Source organism: Bradyrhizobium sp. Ken01, assembly GCF_055807355.1.
In genome coordinates this window covers 1-232 of the sequence record NZ_JBVVPC010000316.1, presented here as the reverse complement: position 1 = coordinate 232, position 232 = coordinate 1, and the positions used below count along the sequence as shown (strand labels likewise).

The following is a 232-nucleotide window of genomic DNA, read 5'->3' as shown; positions in this document are numbered from 1 at the left end:
GCCATGATCGCGCCGTTCTCGGGCGGCAAGCAGGTGCTTCTGCCGCTGCTGATCGGCACCGGCGCGCCGGCGAGCGCGCCCGATTTCCTGGCCAAGGTCGAAAAATATCCCGAGCTCGCGAACCGGATCAAAGGTTATATCCGTGTCGGCGAACGGCGCTGGGACCTGAAGCTGGACAATGGCATCACCATCAAGCTTCCCGAGGACGACGAGGATCAGGCGCTCGCCGAAC

Annotated in this window: 1 protein-coding gene; it reads left to right on the top strand. The window is 63.8% G+C overall.

Going from position 1 to position 232, the window contains the following annotated elements; genetic code table 11:
- Nucleotides 1-232: cell division protein FtsQ/DivIB (locus tag AC0L3S_RS39790; RefSeq protein WP_473285460.1), on the top strand; the 232-nt coding region annotated here is incomplete at both ends.